This window comes from Shimazuella sp. NTD247 (assembly GCF_059510415.1).
The window spans coordinates 417,899-440,266 of record NZ_JCAJZU010000002.1 but is presented as its reverse complement, the minus strand read 5'-3'; the positions used below and the strand labels follow the sequence as shown (position 1 = coordinate 440,266).

The 22,368-nt window shown below is 38.4% G+C and carries 27 protein-coding genes; 26 read left to right on the top strand and 1 reads right to left on the bottom strand.

Translation table 11 applies throughout. The annotated features are described in order from the left end of the window. Positions 1 to 19 precede the first annotated feature (19 nt). From AC5WOC_RS06725 to AC5WOC_RS06680, 10 genes are all read left to right on the top strand, one after another. Positions 20 to 478 (top strand): NUDIX hydrolase, encoded by a 459-nt coding sequence (locus tag AC5WOC_RS06725; protein ID WP_496054630.1) that lies wholly within the window; start codon positions 20 to 22, stop codon positions 476 to 478. Further along, positions 471 to 2,048 carry a hypothetical protein gene (locus AC5WOC_RS06720; protein WP_496054629.1) on the top strand — a complete coding sequence of 526 codons (1,578 nt, stop codon included), beginning with the start codon at positions 471 to 473 and terminating at the stop codon, positions 2,046 to 2,048. The genes AC5WOC_RS06725 and AC5WOC_RS06720 overlap by 8 nt, the downstream gene beginning before the upstream one ends. 120 nt (positions 2,049 to 2,168) lie before the next feature. Continuing rightward, positions 2,169 to 2,378 (top strand): hypothetical protein, encoded by a 210-nt coding sequence (locus tag AC5WOC_RS06715; RefSeq protein WP_496054628.1) that lies wholly within the window; start codon positions 2,169 to 2,171, stop codon positions 2,376 to 2,378. Further along, positions 2,375 to 2,695, top strand: coding sequence for a hypothetical protein (locus AC5WOC_RS06710; protein WP_496054627.1), 321 nt, complete (start codon positions 2,375 to 2,377; stop codon positions 2,693 to 2,695). The genes AC5WOC_RS06715 and AC5WOC_RS06710 overlap by 4 nt, the downstream gene beginning before the upstream one ends. Next, positions 2,692 to 2,970, top strand: a complete 279-nt coding sequence (locus tag AC5WOC_RS06705; RefSeq protein ID WP_496054626.1) for a hypothetical protein — start codon at positions 2,692 to 2,694, stop codon at positions 2,968 to 2,970. Before AC5WOC_RS06710 ends, AC5WOC_RS06705 begins: the two co-directional genes overlap by 4 nt. 546 nt (positions 2,971 to 3,516) lie before the next feature. Next, on the top strand, positions 3,517 to 3,660 hold the full coding sequence (locus tag AC5WOC_RS06700; RefSeq protein ID WP_496054625.1) for a hypothetical protein: 144 nt from the start codon (positions 3,517 to 3,519) through the stop codon (positions 3,658 to 3,660). Next, entirely contained in the window at positions 3,653 to 4,030 is a 378-nt protein-coding gene (locus AC5WOC_RS06695; protein ID WP_496054624.1) for a hypothetical protein, read from the top strand. Before AC5WOC_RS06700 ends, AC5WOC_RS06695 begins: the two co-directional genes overlap by 8 nt. A gap of 317 nt (positions 4,031 to 4,347) precedes the next feature. Further along, entirely contained in the window at positions 4,348 to 4,767 is a 420-nt protein-coding gene (locus AC5WOC_RS06690; protein WP_496054623.1) for a phBC6A51 family helix-turn-helix protein, read from the top strand. 371 nt (positions 4,768 to 5,138) lie between these two features. Next, the gene (locus AC5WOC_RS06685) at positions 5,139 to 5,330 is read left to right on the top strand and encodes a hypothetical protein (RefSeq protein ID WP_496054622.1); all 192 of its coding nucleotides are present in this window, start codon (positions 5,139 to 5,141) and stop codon (positions 5,328 to 5,330) included. A gap of 116 nt (positions 5,331 to 5,446) precedes the next feature. Next, entirely contained in the window at positions 5,447 to 5,683 is a 237-nt protein-coding gene (locus AC5WOC_RS06680) for a hypothetical protein (RefSeq protein WP_496054621.1), read from the top strand. Positions 5,684 to 5,715: 32 nt separating this feature from the next. On the opposite strand, the gene AC5WOC_RS06675 is transcribed toward AC5WOC_RS06680, so the two are convergent. After that, the gene (locus AC5WOC_RS06675; protein ID WP_496054620.1) at positions 5,716 to 6,213 is read right to left on the bottom strand and encodes a site-specific integrase; all 498 of its coding nucleotides are present in this window, start codon (positions 6,211 to 6,213) and stop codon (positions 5,716 to 5,718) included. A 112-nt stretch (positions 6,214 to 6,325) separates the two neighbouring features. Here AC5WOC_RS06675 and terL point away from each other — a divergent pair, with 112 nt between their 5' ends. The 16 genes from terL to AC5WOC_RS06595 all read left to right on the top strand — a co-directional run bounded on the left by terL (position 6,326) and on the right by AC5WOC_RS06595 (position 22,361). Further along, positions 6,326 to 8,032 carry a phage terminase large subunit gene (gene terL, locus AC5WOC_RS06670; RefSeq protein WP_496054619.1) on the top strand — a complete coding sequence of 569 codons (1,707 nt, stop codon included), beginning with the start codon at positions 6,326 to 6,328 and terminating at the stop codon, positions 8,030 to 8,032. 138 nt (positions 8,033 to 8,170) lie between these two features. Beyond that, positions 8,171 to 9,724, top strand: coding sequence for a phage portal protein (locus AC5WOC_RS06665; RefSeq protein WP_496054618.1), 1,554 nt, complete (start codon positions 8,171 to 8,173; stop codon positions 9,722 to 9,724). Between the two features lie 3 nt (positions 9,725 to 9,727). Next, entirely contained in the window at positions 9,728 to 10,774 is a 1,047-nt protein-coding gene (locus AC5WOC_RS06660) for a phage minor capsid protein (protein ID WP_496054617.1), read from the top strand. Positions 10,775 to 10,883: 109 nt separating this feature from the next. After that, positions 10,884 to 11,522, top strand: coding sequence for a hypothetical protein (locus AC5WOC_RS06655; protein ID WP_496054616.1), 639 nt, complete (start codon positions 10,884 to 10,886; stop codon positions 11,520 to 11,522). A 69-nt stretch (positions 11,523 to 11,591) separates the two neighbouring features. After that, the gene (locus AC5WOC_RS06650) at positions 11,592 to 12,494 is read left to right on the top strand and encodes a major capsid protein (RefSeq protein WP_496054615.1); all 903 of its coding nucleotides are present in this window, start codon (positions 11,592 to 11,594) and stop codon (positions 12,492 to 12,494) included. 86 nt (positions 12,495 to 12,580) lie between these two features. Next, positions 12,581 to 12,775: a hypothetical protein gene (locus AC5WOC_RS06645; RefSeq protein ID WP_496054614.1), complete on the top strand. Its 195-nt coding sequence runs from the start codon at positions 12,581 to 12,583 to the stop codon at positions 12,773 to 12,775. 13 nt (positions 12,776 to 12,788) lie between these two features. Next, positions 12,789 to 13,181, top strand: a complete 393-nt coding sequence (locus tag AC5WOC_RS06640; RefSeq protein ID WP_496054613.1) for a hypothetical protein — start codon at positions 12,789 to 12,791, stop codon at positions 13,179 to 13,181. Further along, a complete protein-coding gene (locus AC5WOC_RS06635; RefSeq protein WP_496054612.1) occupies positions 13,178 to 13,486 on the top strand; it encodes a hypothetical protein in 309 nt (102 codons plus the stop codon). Before AC5WOC_RS06640 ends, AC5WOC_RS06635 begins: the two co-directional genes overlap by 4 nt. Further along, a complete protein-coding gene (locus tag AC5WOC_RS06630; RefSeq protein WP_496054611.1) occupies positions 13,486 to 13,914 on the top strand; it encodes a hypothetical protein in 429 nt (142 codons plus the stop codon). The genes AC5WOC_RS06635 and AC5WOC_RS06630 overlap by 1 nt, the downstream gene beginning before the upstream one ends. 7 nt (positions 13,915 to 13,921) lie before the next feature. Continuing rightward, positions 13,922 to 14,287, top strand: coding sequence for a minor capsid protein (locus tag AC5WOC_RS06625; protein WP_496054610.1), 366 nt, complete (start codon positions 13,922 to 13,924; stop codon positions 14,285 to 14,287). A 35-nt stretch (positions 14,288 to 14,322) separates the two neighbouring features. After that, on the top strand, positions 14,323 to 14,736 hold the full coding sequence (locus AC5WOC_RS06620) for a phage tail tube protein (protein WP_496054609.1): 414 nt from the start codon (positions 14,323 to 14,325) through the stop codon (positions 14,734 to 14,736). 106 nt (positions 14,737 to 14,842) lie between these two features. Continuing rightward, a complete protein-coding gene (locus AC5WOC_RS06615; RefSeq protein ID WP_496054608.1) occupies positions 14,843 to 15,133 on the top strand; it encodes a hypothetical protein in 291 nt (96 codons plus the stop codon). Further along, positions 15,130 to 15,507: a phage tail assembly chaperone gene (locus tag AC5WOC_RS06610; RefSeq protein ID WP_496054954.1), complete on the top strand. Its 378-nt coding sequence runs from the start codon at positions 15,130 to 15,132 to the stop codon at positions 15,505 to 15,507. The genes AC5WOC_RS06615 and AC5WOC_RS06610 overlap by 4 nt, the downstream gene beginning before the upstream one ends. 52 nt (positions 15,508 to 15,559) lie before the next feature. Then, a complete protein-coding gene (locus AC5WOC_RS06605; protein ID WP_496054607.1) occupies positions 15,560 to 18,328 on the top strand; it encodes a phage tail tape measure protein in 2,769 nt (922 codons plus the stop codon). After that, positions 18,328 to 19,047 (top strand): distal tail protein Dit, encoded by a 720-nt coding sequence (locus tag AC5WOC_RS06600; protein ID WP_496054606.1) that lies wholly within the window; start codon positions 18,328 to 18,330, stop codon positions 19,045 to 19,047. The genes AC5WOC_RS06605 and AC5WOC_RS06600 overlap by 1 nt, the downstream gene beginning before the upstream one ends. Positions 19,048 to 19,064: 17 nt before the next feature. Further along, positions 19,065 to 22,361 carry a phage tail spike protein gene (locus tag AC5WOC_RS06595; protein WP_496054605.1) on the top strand — a complete coding sequence of 1,099 codons (3,297 nt, stop codon included), beginning with the start codon at positions 19,065 to 19,067 and terminating at the stop codon, positions 22,359 to 22,361. Positions 22,362 to 22,368: the final 7 nt, after the last annotated feature.

Below are 22,368 nucleotides of genomic sequence, written 5' to 3'. Positions count from 1 at the left end.
ATGTGAAAGGGGTGTAATTATGGAAAAAGTAGTTGTTTTTGATCAGAATATTGGAGATCAACTTATAACCTTTGTTGTCATCGTAGCTCAATACAAAGGGAAATGGTTATTTTGTAGACATAGAGACCGTACAACTTTTGAAGTTGCTGGAGGAAGAAGAGAAACAGGAGAAGCTGTTTGGGAAACAGCACACAGAGAACTTTTTGAAGAGTCAGGTGCAATTGATTATGAATTAAAACAAATTAGTCCTTATCACATGAAAGTAAGTGATTCGAAATTCAAATGTGGAATGCTATTTTATGCAGAAATTAAAGAGTTAACCTCATTACCAGATTCAGAAATTCAGTCTGTTCACTTCTTTGACGAAGTACCAGAATTGGACAAGTTGACTTATCCCAATATCCAACATGATTTAATGAATCGAGTAATTATTGAACTGGAACCTCTTCAACTGAAAGGGGCTGGTACAATTGATTAATGTGTTTAGCAGTCCCAAAAAGTACCTTGATATTATACAAAGTACTCCATGTATTCCACTAGAAAAGCAAAAAAGACACAATGGGAAATCAATGGTTGTGGTTTTACCAACACGATTTTGCAAAGTTGGATGTACACATTGTATTTTTAACTCCAGACCAAAGTTCAAAGACAGTAATGTTAGTGAAAAAGATGAGATTTCGTGGAATGGTTGTTCAAAAACTGTGGAATTTATCAACTCTGCTAATGTGGAATATGTTTTGATAGCAGGTGGTGGAGAACCATTTGAAAAAGAAGATGTTGTTTTTCACCTGATTGAACATTGTCAAGTGAATCGAGTTGTAATTGCTACCAATGGGTTTTGGGGTAAAAACTATGAAAAAGCATCTCAAATTATCAATAGATTACATGAGATGGTAGAACGGAAAGAACATTTGACTTTAGTTCTTCGACTTAGTCTGGATCAATGGCATAAAGACCGAATTGGTGACAACATTATTGTCCATATCATTCAAGCATATAATCGCATGACTGAAAGAAACAAACAGTTTATTTTAGAAATTCACACGATTGAAAATGACAAATCCATTGATGAATTACAGCGTAATTTCCCCAATAGTTACCGAGTAGACGGGTCAAACCAAGTTATTTCTGATAACAACAAAGTACTCAAGAACAGTAAAAAGAGAGGTATTCTGACGCTTGAAAGCGGTTTGAGGATTCCAATAGGTTATGCAAAATTATTTTACCCGAATTTGCTAGTGGATTTGAACCGATCAGAGCAAGAATTGGAAAATATCCAAAAGCCTTTCTATGATGATGTAAATTTGAATCAAAAGGGAAATTACTCTGTTATCTACAATGATAACGGTACAAAAGGATTAGATTATCTAATCAATTTCAACGGGAATATTACAACATGGGGAAACTACCAGCTAGAAAACACTAGTAACATTTACATTGATACGTATGAAGATATTCAGAGTAACCTTTACAATGATGTGATCAGTTACTCTTTCCTTGATAAAACTCTGAATTTTCGTGAAAATATAGTTGGACTAGTTAATCCTTTGGCGGTTACTCGTGCTTCTGCTATTAATATTCGGGATTACTCAGGGGCTTACTTGCTTCACGAATATCACACAGCATTGTTTTACGCTATTGGAATACTAAAACACTATGTTGCTGAAGGTCTTGTTAGTTCATCAATTTTTAGACAGTTTCCAGATGAATTATCAGACGTAATTCATGCAGGCGAATCACAAGTCATTACACTTTATTCACAATCAAACTATTCCATCATTCAACAATATATGGACAATGCTACTTACACAAAAGATGATTGGATAGACTTATTTAAACTGATCCAATTAAAGCATTACGAGGTTACAAATGAACAACTGCAACAAGGACTTGAATACTTTAATAAGAAATATCACACTCAACACATAGATGTAAACGAACTTACTAAAAACATAAATGTGATGAGTACTATTGCTAGATTAATTGAAAGAATGACTTTCCAACAACCTAAAGTAGAAAAAGAGCATTTGGAGAAATTGTATGTCTGACATTTATATAAAAATAGTTCTCAAATAATAAGTTCTTAGTCGCTCCAATGGCTAAGAGCTTTTTTCTTTTGTCACAACTCTTGTGTGTCTTCGTTGTAGTTTGTGAAAGGAGAGAGTTACATGAAAAAGGTTATTCTTATGAATGATGTAACACTGTATGAAGAAGATGAAATTGCTGTTCTGATAGGAGAAGGAACTGTTTGTGACGTGTTACTTGAGTACTATAACGAAAATTATATTGGTGGAATTGCTGTTGTGATTTTTGATGGAAAAGAAGCTATTTCTGTTTCTAAAAGTATTGTTCGTGAAGTGGAGGTGTATTTGAATTGAGAATTGAACTGAATGGGATTGTTGTTGAAGGTTCAGTGGAAGAACTCAGGGAAATGGGAGTTGAGTTTCTGACAAGCAAGAAGGGAAGCAACGTTGACTCTGTGGAAATCGTTTCGATTAAAACGGAAGTCATTGACACAAGCTCAGATCAGCAACCATTTTTAAAGACAGAAGTACTTGGAAGAACTTTTGGATTTATTGTTAAATTCAAAGATGGAGACCAACTGAATTGTGAAAAGTTTTTCCCTCAGAGCTTATTGAAGGGTAAAAATCAATATAAGTTTGCAAAAGACTATGTGAAGGAGTTGTTTGCATGAACTTCAAAATTGGAGACAAGGTCTCACGGATTACTGGAGGGTCTTTTTCGAATGGTCAATACGTTCTGACAGTTTCACACGTTGATGAAAAAGGAATGGTTTGGTTTAGAGAGACAGAAACTTATCTTCCTCCGCATGAACTTGAAGTTGCCTCTGACGGAGAACAAGAATACGAATTACAACGGTTGATAAAAGAGAACCAGCTTCTCAAAAGTAAAATAAGTTCGTTGATTGAAAGTCAAAAGATTCTGTTGGGCATTCTGACATTACCGTAAATTTTACCGTATCAAATTGAGTTGGTGTAATTCTTACCGTATTGATACCGTAAAAATTACCGTATCAGTTACCGTAAAATTTACCTACTCTATAGAATATATACTATAGAAATAATATAGAGATATTTAATCAATAGACCATTGAAAGAGATATTCAATAATACCTTGAATGTCATTGTTGTATGACAATCTATACACCACACTAATAATTGTAAGAGTCATGTTGTTCTGACAATGTTGGAACTCATGGCTCTATTTTTATTTACATTGAAGAGGAGAGAAGAAGATGAATGAACGATTTGTTGATTTTTTCATGTTTAAAGTACTACCAATTATAGTTTTGTTTACTATTGATTTTCGCTGTTGTTAGTCTTTTCTTTGCAGTACAGAACGAAGGAAAGCAAATAGAAGCATGTGAGCAAGCTGGAGGAACTTGGATGAAGATAGGAAAACAATTGAGAACCGTTCATTCAGGTCAAACATTCATTACTTATTACGCTGATGAAATGGCTTGTGTATTTAAAAAGGACTAGGAGGAAGAAGAATATGGACGTTAATAAAATCATTGATAACTTACTTGATAGAATTAGATTATTAGTTAGAGAGAACGCTTTTTTGATGGCACAGTTACAAGAGTATGAAGAAAAGGAAAAACAACAAGTTCAAGAAGGAGGTTCTGAACATGCTTAATGAAAGAGTGAAGGAACTTCTGGACTACTTGAACACACTCTCTCAAGTTCAAGGTTCTGGTCATTATGTGAATGAAGAAATAAAAGAAGTTATCAAAGAGGTACGTTTGGAACTAGGACTTGAACAACGAAAGCAAGACTCATTGAAGGAAAGTCGCAAGTTGGTCTTTCTTGCAAAGCTTGGAGGAAAAGCAACGTTCAGACAGATGACTTTGTTTGAAGCTGTGTTTGGTTCAGTAGATAAATATATTCAAGTTTCACACTTGGATAATGAAGTTACTGAAATGAAGGAAGCTATTGAAGCATTACTTGGAATGAGCAAAGGAATCAAAATCACTCAATACAAGAATTACTGTGTGGTAGAAAGATAATGACAGGACTACTTATTTTGTTCCTGTCTCTTTTTATTTACATCCTTTTTCTTTTGGTTGTTCACTTCATTTTGATTCCTTTGGTGAATGTTCTTTATATCAAATACGAACCACTCTTTTTCCACTGGTCTTTCAAATGTAGAAGAAAGAGAGAAAAAGTCTATAAAAAGTTGATAGAAACATGGTTAAAAGCTAGGTATTTTTTCAAGTAAAAAGATATTCACTGACACAAGTTTTTTATTGTGGATAACTTGTGGAAAAGTATTGAATCAAAAGGGATTTCCCTAAAATTAGCAATGAAAGGAGACTAAGATAAAATGTCATATTTACCTTCTAAAAATCCGCTGACTAGAACGCAAAGGGACTGTGCTGAAATACTCGCAACCAACGACATTCACAAAAAGACAATAGCCCAGATAGCCGCCGAATTAGGAGTTAATGAACGTACAATCTACCGTTGGAAGAAAGACCCAGAGTTCATTGCATATCAGAACGCTATCAGTGAAAGAGCAATGGAAGACTTCTTGACTGAAGCATATACCCACTTAAGGAAACTACTCCGTGAAGGAAACTCAGAAAGAACCAAACTGGAAGCTATTAAGTTAGTACTACAGAATAGAGGAAAGCTCAATGATAAGCATGAACATGTCCATGAAGTCAAGCAAACAAAGAGTCTTGATGAATTAGAACGTGAAGTCATTGAACTAGAACAAGACTTGTTGGACGACGTGGAATAAAACAAACTGTGTGAATGTACTGTTGAACGACACGCTCAAACCCTTGAAGCATAAGGACTCTTACATTCAACGTTACAAAATCACGATTTTGTTACCCTTTTAAACAACACAAAAGCATAGAAAAGAGACTCTGTTCGCCCATCGTCGAACATGAAAAATGACACTTGCAAAAAAGAAATTTCAAAATGAAAAAATTCAACAGAAAAATTCACAAGAAAAATTGACATGACAGGGCACATGGTGGGGAGTACCCACTAATTCTCCATACAGCTGGTTCCTACAGTTTCCACACAAAATTTTTAAAGTACGGGGTCACACTTGTATGACCCCCTCGTTGTATTTACTGAAATATAAATTTGGGAGGTCTGCAAATGGGAAGATTTGTTGTTAAGACAAATGGGTTATATGTTGTAGAGATAAACTTGTCATTGGACATTATTACGTTGTCTTTTTACGAAGAGGATATTGAATTGAACTCTGCTGAAATTGATTGGTTAAAAGCTCGTTTTAAAGAAGTTAAGTTCTATGAAGTGGAAAGAATACTCACAGAGATTCATCTTTAAAAGTAGTTTCATTTAAATAGTCACAACAAGAGCCAAACCTCGTTGGAGTTCGTGAATAACTTCAATGAGTTTTTTTGTTGTATGCAAAGTTCAAAATTGTGAGAGGAGGAGTTTAAATGGTCGAACATATCCCAAACATGACCGAACTTGAAAAGAAATATAATGTGGTCACTGGTCGAAGACCTGAAGTTCATGACTTGGTATACATCCCAGCTTTTGAAGCTGTGTTTGAAGTCGTTAATGTCGATAGAATGTATGTGAAAATTGAAAGAGGTCACAAAGGTTCGGGGTTATTTGTAAAACTACCAGCAAATTACTATAAGATAGTAGAACCTAAAAGGAAAAAGAAATAAAACAAGACCTTCCGACTTTGGAAGGTCTCTTTTTATGTGTTTATTCCAATATATCGAAGAGTAACACTTGGTGCTGAATGGTTGAATAGCTCTTGTAAAGTAGCAACGTCTTTTGTCTCTGTATAGTACCAATAACCAAACGTTTTTCTCAATGTATGGGTTCCAATTTCATCAAGACCAAGTTCTTCAGCTGTTTTGTTCAATGCTCTGTATGCTTGGATTCTTGAAATTGGTTTGTCTCCCTTACGACTGGGAAACAACCAGTCTTCTGGAGTCATTCCATTTGTGTAATTGTCAATAAGAGCTTTCAACTTGTCATTGATCAAGTACCGCTTGGTTTTACTAGTTCGGGACTCATGAAAGATCAAGTGGGACTTTCCTTGAATGTCTTTTACTTTAAGTTGAAGTAAATCGGAGATTCTACAACCAACATTTATTCCAAGAACAAACATGAAGGAGTCTCTGGGTGAGAGACTCTTTTTCATTTCTTCTATTTTCTTTATGTCTTTGATAGGTTGAACCAGTTTCATTTGGGGCAACTCCTTGAACTAACGTAAGTAAGTTCATGATAATTCGTTTTGTTACATTCGTCAATTACTTTTTTACGAAATTGAGTAATTATTTTCGGAAAGGAGAAAATCCATGAAAGTACAACATTTAGTTGAGAAATACGGTTTTTGTCCAGTAACGGAACCAGCAGAAAGAAAAAGAGCAATCAGAGTTTATTCAAAAGTTGCTCTCCAAACAACTGACCTCCAAGAAAAGAAAGAATGGTTGTTGAAGCTCAAGCAATTGAAACGAATTGACCGAGCTGAAAATGACGTTCTTTTTTTTATGTATCAATATTTAGGAGCCGAAATGAACCCAGAATTTGAAGACCCATTGATTCCATTTGGAACAACAATTGACGACGCTCCAGAGTTTCATGTTGAGTTAACAGGCATGTTGGATGTTGTTTCCAACGAAGAAATCAACAAAAGAGTTGCTTGGGCTTCTCCTCGTGGTTCAGCAAAGTCAGCTTATTTGTCAAACTGTTTTCCACTTCATCAAGTGGTCTTTCAGAAACGAAAATACATTCTGATCATTTCTGAAACTGATTCTATGTCCAAAAAATTCATTGAGTATATTGCAAACACATTGAAATTCAATGCTTTGCTCCGTGAGGATTTTGGGGAAATGCTCAGTCCAAAAGGAGCATTGAATGAAAGGGATAACCAAGAAGCTTTCCTCACACGAGCTGGAACACTGGTGGAGTCTGCTTCTATGGGAAAACAGCTTCGAGGAAAAAGGAATGGGGCATATAGACCAGACTTGGTCATTTGTGATGACTTGGAAAGTCAAAAGAACACAAATACAGCAGAACTCAGAGAGAAGAACCTTCATTGGTACAACTCTGTTGTTATGCCTATTGGAGACCCAAACAGGACAGCTTTTATATACATGGGAACCGCTGTTCACCAGTCTGGTCTCTTGTTTGAAGTAATGAAACGGTCAGACTTCCAGTCCAGACTGTTCTCTGCAATTACCTCTCCACCAGAACGTCAAGACCTCTGGGACATGTTTCAAGATATTCTCCAAGATCGTGAAGACCCAGACAGAAAAGAAACAGCTCTTGCTTTCTATGAAATGAACCGTGATGAAATGGACAAGGGAGTCAAGGTTCTTTGGGAAGCTCGCCTATCATACGTGAAATTAATGTTGGAGAAAGCAAATATGACTTCTAAGTCTTTTGCTTCTGAGTTCTTGAATAATCCGGTTGACGAAGAAAGCCAAATTTTCAACCAGAACAGAATGACCTTTTGGGACTATGGAGACCTAGATGACAAGAACCTTGAATTGTTCGGAGCTTGGGACATGGCTTTTGGGAAGAACAACCGTTCAGACTATAACGCTGTTGTGATCATTGGAAGAGAAAGAAAGACAGGGGTTATTTATGTTCTTCATACATGGGCTGAAAAATGTCCAGCACATAAAGCAATGGAAAAAGCTTTGGAGATTATCAAAGAATACCAACCAAAAGTTTTTGCTGTGGAGACTGTTCAAGCACAGTTTGACCTTTATAGACAGTTACAAGAAGCAATGATGAAAGAAAGAGCTTATTTCACAAAGCTCAAACCAATTACAACTAACCGTTCACACGGAAAGAAAGAAGAACGTATTGAGCAAATGGAACCGTTGTTTGAGAACGGGATCATTCGTCCTCATAGATCACAACGAAGACTTATTGAAGAACTTGAAATGTTTCCTTATGGAGATAATGACGACACAGCTGACTGTCTTCAAATGGCTGTCAGTCTTTGTTCTTTACAATCCAGAAAATCTTGGCACAGAAAACCAGCTGGTTTATAAGTCACAAAAACTTTTTTATTCCGTTGTACTAAGTTTATAGATTGAAAAGGTTGTATGTAACATAATGTACCGCTCTAAGGGGTGAACTGGTAAAACATTACTCAATTACGTAATTTTTTCCGGAAAGGAGGTTGAGGAATGTTTGGAATTGGTTCGTTTTATCCAAATGTTACAAAAGAACATGGAAAGAGAATTGAACGATACCGTGAGAATAAGGAATTGTTCAAAGGAGAACATTTCAAGATTCTTGAGAAATACAATGACGTTCTCTCCACTTATCAGCAAAGAACAATCTATGTGACTACCAACCTTGCTGGATTGATTGCAAAGAAGTCAGCAGACTTTCTCTTTGGAGAAAATGCTCTTTATCAAACTGGCACAAAAGACGATTCTCCAGAACAAAAGAAATTGGACGAGTGGGTCACACTGAATGATGTTCATATTACAAACTATGAATCAGCACTCTCCAACGCTTACAGAGGAGACAGCTTTTACAAAGTACGCTGGGGACAAGAACATGGTGGATTGGTTCCAAAGGAACTTGATCCGTTCCGAGTGATAATTGAAGCTCAGAATGCTGAATATGTTTTTCCCGAAACGTATCCAAATGACTCAACCAAAATAATGGCTTTTCATATCGCTGTTCCGTCTGAAGTTCCTAACACGGACGGAGAAGAATGGTTCCTGAACGTTGAGTCCCACTATCCAAATAAAATTGTTTATAGACAGTTCAGGATGAACCCAGTTGACTCCCATTACACTGGAAGTCCTTTCGTAAGTCGTCCGCAACCATACACAGGTCAAGGAGCTTATGACTTTGAGTTCGCATCTTTCAGAATATACGCTGAAGTGGGAACAACCCGTGAAGTAGTCACCAATATTCCGTTCCCTCTGGTTGTACATGTCCCGAATTACTCTACGGACGACTGTTGGGAAGGAATAGACGATTTATCAGAACTAAGAGGTTTGTTTTCAGAGTTGAACACGAGACTCTCCCAAATCTCTGAAATTCTTTCCAAACACGCTGACCCAGCAATGATTGTTCCGCAAGGAACCCTTGTTGAAGACGAAAATGGACAACCGACTTATCGAGTAGGAGTTGACAAAGTCTTTGAGGTTATGCAAGGAGAGCTTGAACCTAAATATTTAACTTGGAACGGTCAACTTGAGTATGCTTTCCGAGAGGTTGATAAGATCATTGATTTGATTCTCATGAAAGCTGAAATTCCAGCTGTTGCCCTTGGTGTTGGTGATTCTGGAACAAGTGGAGCTTCTGGTCTTGCTATCAAATGGAGACTCAATTCACTTCTCGCAAAAATTAACCGTAAACGTCAGTATTACGATAAAGCTTTGAAACGTATTTTCACCCTTGCCCAAATGATAGAGATGGATAGAAAAACAACTGTTGATTTCAAACCATTCGTGCCACATATCAAGTTTCGTGACGGGCTTCCAGAAGACGAAATGGAAAAAGCTACAATCATGCAGATTAGAACTGGAGCAAAACCAACGATTTCACAGAAACGAGCAATCATGGAGATTGAAGGAGTCTCTGAAGAAAAAGTTCAACAGATTCTCGATGAAATAGAAGACGAAAGTCTTGCTTCAGCTGTTGCTGATCCGTCTCAATTCCAAGTGGATGACAACTTGGTTGACGAAAAGCAACAAATTGACAATAAAAAGGAGGAATAATGAATGTCTTTTCGTATTCCTCCCACTCCCACATATAAACGAAACCTAGCAGAATTAGAGAGCTACTACAAGGAAGCTTTGAAAGAACTGATCAAACTATTGGTTGACCTTGATCCAAAAGAATTAATCAGAACCGAATTGTACAACTCTTTAATTCGACAAATCACTTTTATTATTAATGATTTGAACTCTAGTTCCATAGAGTGGTTGAAGAAAACACTGACAGACGCTTTTGAAAACAGTGTTGCTTCTTCTTTGGTTACTATGGGATTTGCTAAAACTTTGATTGAAGCAAAAGGAACCACAGAATTTTCCCTCATTTCCAGAAATCGTGTTGAATCAATGCTTTCGGACACGTTCCAAGATATTTTGAAAGCTCATTCAGTAATGGAAGAAAGCTTGAAAAACAAAGTAAGGGAACTTCAAACTGAGGTCTTGAAAGTGAATACAGTTCTCCAACGTGGAACCATTACTTCAGCAAAAGACATAAAAAACAAGCTTGTTGAAGAAGGATTCTCAAAGAGTTTGATAGAGGAGAACTGGAAAGGGATTACTGACGCAAGTGGAAAACGATGGGACTTAACCACTTACACTCAAATGGTGGCTAGAACTAAACTTCAACAAGCTCAAGCTGAAGGAGCAAAACAAACAGCTTTAGAGAATGACTCTGATCTTGCTGTTGTTTCTTCTCACGGAGCAAAAGACGCTTGTCGTTATTTTGAAGGAATGATCATTTCATTAACAGGTCGAACCAAAGGATATAGAACATACGCCGATTTACGAGCTTCAAACTTGATTTTTCACCCAAACTGTCAACACAGTTTGCATCCTATTGGAGACCTTAATGTTTTCCCAGAATCTTTGAAAGAGAAAGCAAACAACGCTGAAAAATCTGCTGAAAAGGCTTTGGATGACCCTGACAAAATCAAGCAAGAAGATAATAAAAGACGCTATGAAGAACAGAAAGCAAAGCAAGAAGAACTCAAGAGGAAACGGAAACAAGCTCTTGAGAAAGCAAGGGAAGAAAGAAAACAATCTCGTTCTCAATGACGATATATTGGGAGACCAACAAGGAAGTTAAGTCTCAAAACTGTTCTGTCCTAAAAAACTTGGTCGAGTCGTGACTCGTTAAAAACGAAACCAAAGGAGAGATCATTTCATGTTTAAAAGAGTTTCATTTCCATTTATGAATGCTGACACTGGTGCTTCTGCTGGTGGTTCAATTCAAGGTGATTCCCAAGACCAACAAGGTCAAGGTTCACATAATACTTCTGATCAGAACGTGAACGACGGTTCACAACAAAATAAAAATGAACACATGATTCCAAAATCTCGTTTTGATGAGGTCAACAATAGCTTGAAAGCACTCCAAACACAGCTTGATAACTTTAACAAAGAAAAAGAGCAAGCAGACTTGGAAGCTAAAAAGAAAAAAGGTGAATTTGAAGAACTTTACAACACAGCCCAACAAGAACTGGAAACTTACAAAACGAATGGTAAGCAAACTAGTGAACGTGTTGAGCAACTGGAAGGTATTATTCAATCACTGGTTGACACGGAACTTGAATCTGTTCCAGAAGATTTTCGTGACTTGGTTCCAGAAAATATGTCTCCAGAACAAAAATTGAGCTGGATAACCAATGCAAAGAAGAAAGGTCTCTTTGGAACAACCAAACCAAATAAAGAAGAACAAGAACTTGGTGGTGCTACAAACCAACAAACACAACATCCACAAGTGGACGTTGGTAAAATGTCGATCACTGAGTTGTTACGAAGTGCTTACGGTTCCAAGAAGTAAGCTTTTTTGTTTTGCCTACGAATTACGAAATTACGAAATTTAATAAGATAAAAGGAGAGTGTTTTTACAATGGCTCTAACTCTTTTAGAAGCTGAAAAACTGTCTACAGATATTCTTCGTCGTGGTGTCATTGAAACTTTTGCTCGTAACTCTGCTGTATTTGAGTTACTTCCTTTCATGGAGATTGCTGGTAATTCCTATATGTACAACCAAGAACAAACTTTGCCAGGCATTGCTTTTCGTGCTGTGAATGACTCTTATGTTGAATCTGCTGGTATCGTGAACCAACTTTCCGAAGGTTTGACAATTCTAGGTGGAGACGTTGATGTTGACAAATTCCTTGCTCAAACTCGTGGAAATGTTAACGACCTTCGTGCAATCCAAACTGAAATGAAGTCCAAAGCTTTATCTCTTGAATGGACAAAAACCTTCTTCAAAGGTGATTCTGCTGTCAATGCTAACCAATTTGACGGTCTGCAAAAACGTATTTCTGGAAGTCAAGTTATTAGTGCTGGAACAAACGGAGCAACTTTGACTCTTGCAATGATCGACGAATTAATTGACGCTGTTGAAGGTGAACCAGATGTTTTGTTTATGTCCAAAGCAATGAGACGTAAAGTGAAGGCTTTACTACAAAGCTCTACTCACTACATTGAGTCCGGTGAAGATAGTTTTGGTCGTCCTGTTGCAACTTATGGAGGTATCCCAATCCGTGTAATTGAAACGGATGGAGCTGGAGCACAAGTTCTTGGTTTTGATGAAACCCAAGGAAGCTCAAACGTAACTGGTTCTATTTATGCTGTGAAATTCGGTGCTGACCAATACGTTTCTGGTCTTCGTAACGGTTCTATCAACGTTCGTGACTTGGGTGAGATCGATGCAAAACCAGTTTTCCGCACTCGTATTGAGTTCTATTCTGGTCTTGCTGTGTTCCATCCAAGAGCAGCTGCTCGTTTGAAAGGTATCCTATAAATGACTACTAACGGAGATTGGGGAGGAATGAAACTTCCTCGTCTCCGTTTTTCTTTTTGTATAAACAGATAAAGGAGGAATAGACAATGAAGAAATTCAAAGTCAAGACTCCAAATCAAAACTTTTCTGGTTATCGTTATGACATTCATTTTGAAAACGGTGAAGCAATTGCTGACCTATCCAACGATATAAAACTGGAGTTTGAGTCTTGGGGATATACCTGTGAGGAGATTGTGGAGAAGAAAGAAGCTCCAAAAAAGAAAAAGAAAACTGAAAAGTAAGGAGGTCGCTTAAATGGCTGTTACAGTCGAAAACGCTGACGCTTACTTTCAAAATGAAGTGTTTCTGAATGATGCTTGGGTAAATGCTGACACAGATTCCAAACAACGAGCTTTGAAGAATGCTGAAAATCTACTTTATAGGTTTTACAAAGCACTTGACCCAATCAACAAACCAGTTCCAGACAAAGCTGTATATGAGCAAGCCTATTTCATTATGTTGATCGACGAGACCGTTCAAAAGTCTGCTCTTGGTGTGAAACAAGTTTCTGTTTCTGGGATTGCAATTTCTCTTGATAGTTATGGAAAGACAACAAGAGGTCTTCCAATTTCACCAGAAGCCCAAGCTGTCGTTTCTCAAGAGGCTGGAATTGGTGGAGGAGTTCGACTTGGGAGGACTGCTTTATGATTCCCACAAAAGACACTGTCACAGTTGAAAAAGCTGGAACTCTTGATGATTGGGGAAGACCTACTGGAACAACTTCAACTCAATTCAAAGGTCGTGTGGACTATCGGTCAGAGATCGTGAAGACAAGCAAAGGTGAAGATGCTGTTTCAAAAGCAATCATCTTAATAAAAGGGGTCGCTTTGATCACAGTTGACGACACGGTCAAATGGGCTGATGAGTTTGGAAATCATGAAGCAAAACCAATTTCAGTGACTCCCTTAAATGATTTTTCAAGCAAAGTGTTGTTCACAAAGGTTGTGGTCTAATGCCAAGGATAAGAATTGACGCAAAGATTAGAAAAAATTTGACTCCGCAAGTGAAAAGTCAAGTCAAAAGTGCTGTTCGAAGCTCACTTCGAGTCATTGGTCAAGACCTAGCAAGAACAGCAAGTGAAACAGCTCCGCATCTAACTGGAGACCTTGAAGACTCTTATTCAGTTGAATACTCCTCAAGTGGAGACAAGTATAAAGCAACTGTTGGATTTTCTGTCTTTAAAGGTAGTTTCAACTATGCTATCGCAATGCACGAGTGGACATACAAGCTTGGAGAAGGTTCAAAAGCAAAAGGTGGAGGAACTGGAATGTCTGGAACATCTTATGCAGTCGGACGGAAATATCTAGAACGTGTTTTGGAAGGTGAGTCTGAAGCTTATAGGGACTATATAGAAGAAAAAATAAATGAGGTACTGGGGTGATAGCCCAATGAAAGTCTCAGACTTGAAGACCTATGTTGAAACAGAGGTTCCCTACAAGTATGTAATGAACATGTTTCACACACAAACTCCAGACAACTGTTGTGTGGTTTTACTTGGTTCTGCTGGTCTGTCTGGACGAAACATTGGAGATTTACAGTTTCAGTTCCTTGTCCGCAATACTGACCCAGAACTTGCTGAACAAATCGCTTTTGATATCTATGATCACTTTAATAACAAAACAAATTATCAAATTGGAGCTTCAAAAATTGTAATGAGTCGAGGACAACAAAGTGTTCCGCTTTATACGGGAACAGACGAGTCTTCAAGACACATTTACTCTGTGAACATTGAAGCTCTGTTTGATTATGCCTAGGAATTACTAAATTACGTAAAGGAGTGTTTTGAACAATGGCAAAGATTGCTGGTGTTGACGTTTTACTTTATGCAAACACAGGAACAGGAGCAACTCCATCTTGGTCGGTTGTTGGTGGACAATCCGGAGCCACTCTTTCTCGTGAAACAAATGTAATTGAGGTTACTTCAAAAGAATCTGGTTGGACTGAGAACCTCGCTGGAATTAAGAGCTGGTCTATCGATTGTGACGGCTATGTTGTGATTTCTGATACTGCATATGGAGCATTGGAGACAGCTTGGGAAGATGGAACTGAAATAAAAGTTCACATTGTTGTTCCTTCTGGAAACACATATGAAGGTTCAGCAATAATTTCAAAATTCCCTCTAGAAGCAAAGCAAGACGACGCTTTGACTTTCTCTATTTCTCTTAGTGGTAATGGAGCATTGACAAAAACGGCTTCAATTTAATGACTGGGAGTCTATTTTGTGACTCCCTTAAATTACTCAATTACGAAATTATGCACAAACAAAACACATTGGAAGATTAAAAAACTATGAATGAGGAGTGTTTTATATGGCTAACAAACAACGAGGAATTGTTTCAGTTACTTTGGATAAAAAGAGAAACTTACGATATACAATGAATGCTTTAGCTGAAATTGAAGACCAACTTGGTGTTCCACTTTCTGAGATGGGAAATTTGAAAATGACAATTAAAAACGTCCGTGTGATTCTTTGGGCAGGACTTATTCATGAAGACAAAGAGCTTACTCCAGAAGACGTTGGGGACATGGTTGACTTAGGTAATTTTGAAGAGGTTCAACAAAAAGTTGCTGAAGCTTTCGCAATGGCAAAAAACGAATAATTGCTCTGGACTGGAAAGACATGAAACGTTGGGGGTTCGGAGCACTAAAACTCAAACCAGACGAGTTCTGGGAAATGTCCGTTTTTGAGTTCGGAGAAATGCTTGAAGCTTTCGTTGAGGAAGAAAAACGTCAAGACGATATGAAAAATCAACGCACAGCATGGCAAACAGCTTTGATTATGACCAGTTCTGGAAATTATAAAAGACCAATTCAACCAACTGAATTATATAAACCACTAGCTTATGTTGAATCAGAGGAGGAACCACAACAAAATGTTGTTGAACGCTTTGAGTCTAAAGACCAGAAAGAGGAGTACTTGAAAAACCTCATGAAAAAGTTCGGTAAAGAATACAAAACGGACGGTTCCCAGTAAGAAGGGAGTCGTCCTTTTCTTTTTATGACTATGAAAAGGAGGAGGAAAGAGAATGGCTTCATTGGCTGAATTAATGGTCACAGTTGGAGCTGATATTTCAGAGTTTACAAGGAACATGCAAAAAGTTGACCAATCACTTCAGCAAACTGGAAGAGGCATCATGAACACTGGAAAGTCAATCAGTAGTGCTGGAGTTCAAATGGGTCTCGCTGTGACAACTCCACTACTTGGAATTGCAACGACAGCTGTAATGATAGGGGCAAAGTTTGACTCCCAAATGTCAAGAGTTCAAGCAATTTCTGGTGCAACCTCTGGTGAATTTGAAAAGCTGAGAGCAAAAGCCCTTGAGCTAGGGGCTTCAACAACATTCAGTTCAACAGAAGTTGCTCAAGCAATGGAAGAACTTGCTTCAGCTGGTTTCAACACAAATCAAATTATGGATGCAACATCTGGAGTCTTGAACTTAGCTTCTTCAGCTGGAATTGGTCTTGCTGAAGCTTCTGCAATTGCTGGTAGTGCAATAAACGGTTTCGGTCTTCAAGCTTCTGATGCAAGTCACGTTGCTGATGTTCTTGCCAAAGCCGCCGCAATTTCAGCAACGAACGCAACTGGACTTGGTGAAGCTTTCAAATATGTTGCTCCAGTGGCTAAGACTCTTGGAATTTCATTGGAAGAAACAGCTGGAGCAATTGGGATAATGGCAAACGCTGGAATTGACGGTTCTCAAGCTGGTACAACACTCCGTATGGGTTTATTGAGACTTGCTTCTCCAACAAAAGAAATGACCAAACTCATGCAAGCAACTGGTTCTGAGTTCTTTGACAGTTCTGGAAAAATGAAAAATCTTGCTGGTATCATCGACACTTTAAGAAACGCAACAAAGAACATGACCGACGAACAAAAAACAAGTTATCTAGCAACTTTATTTGGGGCTGAAGCTGTTTCTGGTTTCATGGTCTTAATTGATCAAGGTTCAGGGAAACTCAATGAATACACCAACACATTGAAAAAGTCTGATGGTGAAGCTCAAAAAATGGCTGACACCATGAACAACAACCTCATGGGAGCTTGGAACAACTTGACTGGTGCTTTGGAGAGCTTAGCAATTTCATTCTCTGACGTTATGAAAGGAGACCTTCAAAACCTTGCTAACAAGCTCACTGACTTAGTAAACTGGTTTACCAAACTAGACCCAGCAACAAAGAAAGTGATTGTTGTTATAGGGTTGTTAGTCGCTTCAATAGCTCCACTATTAATTGTAATAGGTTTCATTGCTCAAGGAGTGGGAGCTTTAGCAATTGCCTTTGGTACAATTTCAGCTCCAGTCGCAATTGCAATTGGGATCATTGTGGCTGTTGGTGTTGCACTTTTGGCATTATGGCAAAACTCACAGACATTCCGTGATGGTTTTATGAGAGTGTTTGATATGGTCAAAGCAAAGGTCACTGAAGCTCTCGGAGCTGTTGTAACTTTCTTGAAGTCCAAACTCGATCAAATTCAACAGTTTTGGGCAGAAAACGGAACGCAAATTCTTCAAGCAATTCACAATGTCTGGGACTTCATAGCTCCAATCGTTCAAGTTGCCTTACAGGTGGCTTTTTTTATTGTTCAAGCAATTTGGTCAGCAATAAAGGGAGTAATTGACGGAGCTTTGAACATCATAATGGGTTTGATCAAAATTTTTGCTGGATTGTTCACAGGTGACTTCTCAAAAATGTGGGAAGGGGTCAAACAGCTGTTCTTTGGAGCAATTGAATTCATTTGGAATCTCATGACTTTAACCTTCTACGGAAAACTTATTTCGATAGTTAAAGACCTCGTGAAAGGTCTGGTTGCACTAATCAAAGGAAACTGGGAAACAATCAAAATTCTGTTCTTGTACGGAAAAGATGCTGTTGTCAATGCAATGAACGGAGCAAAGTCATTATTAGTTTCAGTCTGGAATGCAATTAAGTCTTCTCTTGTGAGTACAGCAACAGCAATCTGGAACGGAATCAAATCAATTTTTTCATCAATGGGAAGTGGTCTTTCCACTATTTGGAATGGCATCAAGTCCGTTGCATTAGCTGTGTGGAATGCCTTGAAAGGTGGACTTACTAGCATAGTAAACGGGACAAAATCAGTGATTTCATCTGTGTGGAACGGGATCAGTTCTTTGACTTCTTCAGTTTTCAATAGTCTCAAGTCAACAGCTATTTCTATTTGGAACGGTTTGAAATCGGGTATTTCAACAGCCGTAAACGGAGCAAAGTCAGCTGTTTCGACTGTTTGGAATGGGTTGTCCTCGTTGACTTCTTCAGCTTTTAACAGCATCAAATCAACAGCTGTTTCTGTGTGGAACGGCATTAAGTCAGCTATCACGAACCCAATCACGACAGCAAAAAACACAGTTTTAGGAATTATTAATTCCATCAAAAGTGCTTTTTCAAATATGAAAATCACGATTCCAAAACCTCATTTACCACAAATTGAAGTGACGGTAAAACACAAGAACATTGCTGGAGTTGACATTCCTTATCCTTCTTTTAGCTTTCACGCAAAAGGTGGAATTTTCAACGGTGCAACACTTCTTGGTGGAAACAATGTTGTTGGTGAAGCTGGAGCTGAAGCTGTCATCCCCTTGCAAAACCGTCGTTATATGGCTCCATTCGCTCAAGCAATTGCTGACAACCTTGACGGAATGAATTCTGAAAACAATGTTGAGAACCATTTCCACTTTGAGCAAGGGGCTTTTGTTGTTCGTGAGGAAGCAGACATTGATAAAATTGCTCAAGCATTACTTGATAAACAAAAAAGAACAAATAGAGGAGGAGGACGCTAGTGTTTACAATCACATACAAGGGAATCAGTTCTTTGGGATTCCTAAAAGTGATGGAGGTAAGAAGAAGTGTTCTTCCTCCTTCAACAAACAAGGTTCTAGAGGTGGACGGACGCTCTGGAGCTTTATTCATTTCTAAGAAGCATGGAATGAAAAAAATAGAAGTAGATGTTGCAATTCTTAGTGAGTCAGGAACGGACTTGAGAGCCGACGTTCGAGCAATTGCTGATTGGTTGGACGCTGACAAACCAGAATCACTTGTCTGTTCTGATGAACCAACTCTGACTGACTACGCAATTTTAGACGGAGAAACAAACCTTAAAGAAGTAGTCAAATATGGTTTCGGAACATTGATTTTCATTTGTCCTGACCCATACTCAGAAGGGGCTTTACAGACAAAGAATCTGGTTGCTGGAACAGGCACATTGACATATGACGGAACAGCTCCAGTATACCCAACAATAACAGTGACGTTTGATTCTGACCAACCGTTCTTTGAGATAACAAAAGGAACGGATAAAGTAAAGTGTACTTTCAACTTTACAACTTCCACAACTTTGGTCGTTAATTTCGACACTGGAAAAATCACAGTCAATGAAACTCTGAACCAACAGACCTTGAGTCTTGATTCAGAGTTTTTTTCTTTGACAAAGGGTTCAAATGTGATCACAGTTTCAGCTGGTGCAATGGTCTCTGTTTCTTATAAAGATAGATTCAAATAATACAAGGAGGTTCTGGAATGAATAAGAAGAAGATTTTGGTCTTTGACGGACAGTCAGAGACGCTTGTCACAACATTAGCAAACAAAGACAACTCCATGTGTCCTTTCTCTGTACCGAAATCAATCGAACAATTAAACAAAGACTTCACTTTTGAGTTCGCTGTTCCTGCTTCCCACTCAGACACTCAATTTCTTGTTGACGGAAACCTCGTTGGTTATTTTGATTTAGACGGAGAACTTCAAGTCTATCAAATTTATAAGACAGAGGAAGAACACACTGGAGAGGAACTTTCAAAGAAAGTTTATGCTGAACATTTATTCTATGAAATGAACGATGATATTGTTGAAGACCTTAGAATAATTGATGGAGAAGCTTTGGAAGCAATGACCAAAGCTCTTTCCGCTTCTCTTTGGCAAGTTGGAACAATCGATTCTCTTGGACTTGGAACAGTGAACTTTTATTATTCCAATGCAATCCAGAACATTCAAGATGTTGCAAACACTTATGGAGGGGAACTTGGTTTCCGTTTCGTATTGTCTGGAAACACGATTTCTCAAAGACTCGTTGATTTAAAAACTCGACGTGGCTCTGATACAGGAAAACGTTTCGAGTTCAAAAAAGACCTCGTTTCAGTCAAACGGACTGTTCAACGTGACGGAATCAAAACCGCTCTCTATGGACGAGGAAAAGGAGAAGAAATTGAAGAGACTGGAGGTTATACAAGGAAGGTCACTTTTGCTGACGTTGTTTGGGTTCAAGCAAATGGAGACCCAGTTGACAAACCAGCTGGACAAGAGTGGGTTGGTTCCACGACAGCTCTTACTTCTTTTGGTCGAGTCAACGGAACTCGTCACAGATTCGGAACATTTGACTTTGATACAACTGACCCTGTTGAACTTCTTCAAAAGACTTGGGAAGAACTCCAACGAGTTTCTGTTCCTTTAGTGACATACGAGCTTTCAGTTCTTGCCCTTGAAGAATTGACCGGTTATGAACACGAAAAAGTTAGACTTGGAGACACTGTGTTTGTCATTGATAAAGAACTTGGTCTCACAATTGAAGCTCGTGTTGTTGAAGTTCGCCGAGACATCTTGAACCCAGAGAACACGGAAATTGTGTTGGGAAATTTTATCGACGACATTACCAACTACAATTCAAAGATTGTTGAACTTGAAGCAAAGATCACAGACAGACAAAGCATATGGGACAAATCAAATAATTCAATTTCTGAAGTAGATGACACAGACATTGTCAATGTTGCTCCACCTATTCCAACAGAAGTGTCTGCTGTCGGTTTATTTAAGACAGCTGTTTTGAAGTGGTCGTTTGACCCGTCCATTCGTGTGTCTGCTTATGAAGTGTACGCTTCACAAGTAATTGGATTTACTCCAGACAGTTCCAATCTGGTCTTCAGAGGAAAGTCTGGTGGTTTTGTTCTGGACGCTCAAACCAACCAAACTTGGTATTTCCGTTTGAGAGCATTGAACCCAGCTGGGCAAGCTTCAGCATTCACAACAGAGTTTTCAGCTTCTACAATTCAAATAACTACTCCAGACTATGAAGAGTTATCAATTACAAATGCCCACATTGCAAGTGTTTCCGCTGACAAGATCACAGCTGGAACAATTGACGCAAATGAAATTGATGTGGTCAATTTGAACGGTGACAACATAACCGCTGGACGAGTGAAAGCTCAATATGTGGAGATTGGTTCAACAACACAATTTCAAACTGGTTATGACCCAGCTCCACTTGTCAAAGCTTTTCATGACGGTTTCTTCTCACAAGGTAAAGCTTTTTGGTCAAACTCTTATGCTGGTCAAATTGTTTCTCCAACAACTCTTGGAACATTTGTTAGTTCAACAGAAGCAACAAAAAATGGGAAGCTTTGGGAGATCACAAACGAAGCAACTTTATATGGTCTCAATGCTATTCCAGTGAGTGTGAACCGAGTTTACAAGTTCACTTTTCGTGTTCGACAAACCGTTGATCCAACTGTTGCTGGAAATTCTAAAGTGTCCGCTGGTATTGCTTGTTTAGACTCAAACTTCCAACGAATTGGAGGAAACGTTTATTGTGCAACCGATTCAACACCAATTGTTGTTGCTGATGGTTTCCAGTTGTTTGAAGGTCTCATTTCAAAAGTTGGAACTGATCCAAGCAATTTTCCAACTGGAACAACGTATGTAAGACCAGTATTCATTGTCAATTCTGTAAGTGGGGACGGAACAGTTCAAGTTGATTATGCTGACTTCCAAGACGTAACCGAGATTGACGAGATTAAAACAACCTTGTCTGACGTTAGTTTCCGAACCACAGACGACGCAATTATTTCAACAGTGAGAACTTCCCAATCTTACTTGAATGATATGAATGCAAAAGCAGACTCTTCTGTTCTTGAAAACTATGCAACGAGTGACGAATTGAACCAAGCTGGTCTTGATGCTAATAATTACACAGATGGAAAAGTCACTGAAATAAATACACAGTTTGAATTTGTATATGATCAAATTTCCTCTGTTGACCAGAAAGCAGACGCTATTGACTTTAAGTTCACTCATTCTGGTGGAGTTAACTTGTTGAAAAACTCTTCTGGTTTCAACGAGACGGAGTTCTGGACAGTGACTCTTGACAACTTAGGAGGAGGGATTTTTGGGACTGTTACCACGATTCAAGAAGACATTCTGATTGAAAAAGGTGTTGGTTCTGGTTTCTTGCTGAACGGAGCAAAACTGACCCAAGATGTCATTGACGCTCCTCAATACCACACCATCTCAACCATTGTTAAGAAAGGAACAGCTGGTTCTGGTTATCTGAAAGTTACTTACACAGATTCAACTGGAACCAAAACAGACACAATCAATTTTCCAGCTGGAACAGCTTACAACTATGAAAAATTTGAGCTGATCATTCAACCAATTGGAAACACGATCACTGTTGAACTGTATGGAGACACAACTTCTGGAATCATTTTCACTGGAACAATGTTGAACGTTGGAAATGTCGGTCTCCAGTGGCAACATTCAGCTGGAGAGTTATACACAACAGACGTTTTAATGGATAAAAACGGAATAAAAGTAAAGTCCAATGTCTACAACGGACACACGTTGATTACTCCAGAAGAATTTGCTGGATATGCTGAAGTTCCTGACGACAACAACGTTCCAACAATGACCAAAGTTTTCACATTGAACAAGGACGTAACAGAGGTCTCAAAACTGGACGCTGACAAAGAAATTACAATGACTCCAATTAAAATAGTTCCAGTTGTCTCTACTTCTTATACTGGTTGGGCTTTTGTAGCTGAAGAATAATAGGAGG